The organism is Snodgrassella alvi (assembly GCF_002777425.1).
Taxonomy (GTDB): Bacteria; Pseudomonadota; Gammaproteobacteria; order Burkholderiales; family Neisseriaceae; genus Snodgrassella; species Snodgrassella alvi_B.
The window spans coordinates 1-2,480 of the sequence record NZ_MDVC01000084.1; the positions used below are offsets into that span (position 1 = coordinate 1).

Below are 2,480 nucleotides of genomic sequence, written 5' to 3' on the forward strand. Positions count from 1 at the left end.
GCCAGCTACAGGCTTTAGAGAAAGCGAAAGCAGCGCGAGAGGCACAGGGTGAAATTGAGACCCAGCATCCTGGATACTTATGCGCACAAGATACATATTATGTTGGTCATATTAAAGGGATTGGGAAAATATACCAACAAACGTTTATTGATACCTATTCAAGACTGGCGTTTGCTAAAGTATATACGGAGAAAAACAGTTTAGTTGCTGCGGATATGCTCAATGATAAAGTGATACCATTTTTTGATAATGAGCAGGTAGCGCTTTTACGAATTCTGACGGATAGAGGAAGTGAGTATAACGGTCATAAAGAGCGTCATGCATACGAACTATATCTGAATTTGGAGGATATAGAGCATACGAAAACAAAAGCCTACAGTCCGCAAACGAATGGTATATGTGAGCGGTTCCATAAGACGATGAAGACCGAGTGTTATGATATTATGTTTAGACGTAAAATATATACAGAACTGAAAGAGATACAACAAGATATTGAGCTTTGGCTAGAGTTTTACAATCGGGAAAGAGCACATTCAGGGAAATACTGTTATGGTAAGACACCTTGGCAAACTTGGGTAGAGACAAAAGGACTGGCTAAAGAAAAGCAGCTAGAGAATTTATTTTACTCATCAGACAGTCATTGTGTTAGAACGAATGCCGATGAGTAGGTAGTGTCTGTCAGATTAAGTTTAAGCTAGTACAACCGCTGCCAGAGACCATTATTCCTTGCAGACGTAGCTGATTAGCTACTTATTTCCTGAAGAGCTAATTCTCCGCCCTGTTCATAGAGTTTTTTGAAGCGATAATAGCTGTCGCGACTATATCCCAAGACTTTACAGGCTTGCTGAACATTACCTAACTGTTTAGCGAGTTCTAAAAGACCTAATTTTGGTTTAATTATTTTTGCAGATTGATTCATTACTGGCACTCCATTATTGGTTTAAAATACACTAAATGTCAGATTAAATAAAGACTACTACATATAAAAATGAAATAACTACACAGTGAGCACAAATTGATAAAGAAATTTGCAATACAATAGCTATCCAATCTGATATACACTAAATCTTTTTCAAGAACGACCCCAGAATGCCATTGCATATTGCCCTCTACCAACCCCAAATACCCGCCAACACCGGCAACATCGCCCGTACCTGTGCCGGCACTCATACCAGCCTGCATCTGATTCACCCGCTGGGCTTTTCCACTGACGATAAAATGCTTAAACGCGCCGGGCTAGATTACTGGTCTCACGTAGACATTCATTACCACAACAGTCTGGAAACCTTTATAGAGATGACAGAAGCTCAAACTAATGCACAGGTATATTTAATAGAAACGTATGGCACGAGCAATTACACTGAGTTTGACTTTAGTGATAGCTCGCAGCAGATTTATTTTTTATTCGGCCGTGAAACAACTGGCCTGCCTGCAGAATTCGCTCGGGCACGTAGCTGTAACTGCCTGCGCATTCCCCAGTCGGAGCATATCCGCTCTCTGAACCTCTCCAATGCCGCCGCCATTGTGCTGTACGAGGCATTGCGGCAGCAGGATTTTAATGGACTTGGCTAATTCACTTTATATAGAGTAAGCACAAATACAAACAGCAGCACCAAAGCTGCTGTTATGTTTTGTATCAGGCATCTATAATCGTTGCCTTCTAGCCTTTTTACAAAGCAAGAAACCCGGCTGATCTCTCAACCGGGTTCTTCTTATAGGGAGTCTGGCGGTGTCCTACTTTCACATGGGCATCCATACTATCATCGGCGCTAGGTCGTTTCACGGTCCTGTTCGGGATGGGAAGGCGTGGGACCAACCTGCTATGGCCGCCAGACATTAAACTGTCAAATCAGAAAGCCTTAATCTTGGTGATGTGTATTCATCAGTAAGCTTTTATCATTTCTTCTGTACATGCTCTCATGTATGAAGTCCTTCAAATGATAGAGTCAAGCCTCACGAGCAATTAGTATCGGTTAGCTGCAAGTGTTACCACTCTTCCACACCCGACCTATCAACGTCCTGGTCTCGAACGTCTCTTTAGAGGGATTAAATCCCTAGGGAAGTCTCATCTTCAGGCGAGTTTCACGCTTAGATGCTTTCAGCGTTTATCTCTTCCGAACTTAGCTACCCGGCGATGCGACTGGCGTCACAACCGGTACACCAGAGGTTCGTCCACTCCGGTCCTCTCGTACTAGGAGCAGCCCCCGTCAAACTTCCAACGCCCACTGCAGATAGGGACCAAACTGTCTCACGACGTTTTAAACCCAGCTCACGTACCACTTTAAATGGCGAACAGCCATACCCTTGGGACCGACTACAGCCCCAGGATGTGATGAGCCGACATCGAGGTGCCAAACTCCGCCGTCGATATGAACTCTTGGGCGGAATCAGCCTGTTATCCCCGGAGTACCTTTTATCCGTTGAGCGATGGCCCTTCCATTCAGAACCACCGGATCACTATGTCCTGCTTTCGCACCTGC

At 44.2% G+C, this 2,480-nt stretch carries 2 protein-coding genes, 2 rRNA genes and 1 pseudogene; 2 read left to right on the top strand and 3 right to left on the bottom strand.

Going from position 1 to position 2,480, the window contains the following annotated elements; genetic code table 11:
- On the top strand, positions 1-668 hold a 668-nt coding region (locus BGI33_RS07500; protein WP_144235401.1), incomplete at its 5' end, for an integrase core domain-containing protein.
- Between the two features lie 80 nt (positions 669-748).
- Here BGI33_RS07500 and BGI33_RS07505 read toward each other — a convergent pair.
- Positions 749-919, bottom strand: a pseudogene (locus tag BGI33_RS07505) (helix-turn-helix domain-containing protein); the annotation flags it as partial.
- Positions 920-1,089: 170 nt separating this feature from the next.
- On the opposite strand from BGI33_RS07505, the gene trmL reads away from it, so the two are divergent.
- The gene (gene trmL, locus BGI33_RS07510) at positions 1,090-1,572 is read left to right on the top strand and encodes a tRNA (uridine(34)/cytosine(34)/5-carboxymethylaminomethyluridine(34)-2'-O)-methyltransferase TrmL (protein WP_100090616.1); all 483 of its coding nucleotides are present in this window, start codon (positions 1,090-1,092) and stop codon (positions 1,570-1,572) included.
- Between the two features lie 149 nt (positions 1,573-1,721).
- Here the strand turns inward: trmL and rrf are convergent.
- Positions 1,722-1,834: ribosomal RNA gene (gene rrf / locus BGI33_RS07515) — 5S ribosomal RNA — on the bottom strand.
- A 108-nt stretch (positions 1,835-1,942) separates the two neighbouring features.
- A 23S ribosomal RNA gene (locus BGI33_RS07520) occupies positions 1,943-2,480 on the bottom strand; the annotation flags it as partial.

Excerpts from the sequence above, each read along its gene's own strand:
- trmL (WP_100090616.1), top strand. The coding sequence starts at position 1,090 with ATGCCATTGCATATTGCCCTCTACCAACCCCAAATACCCGCCAACACC.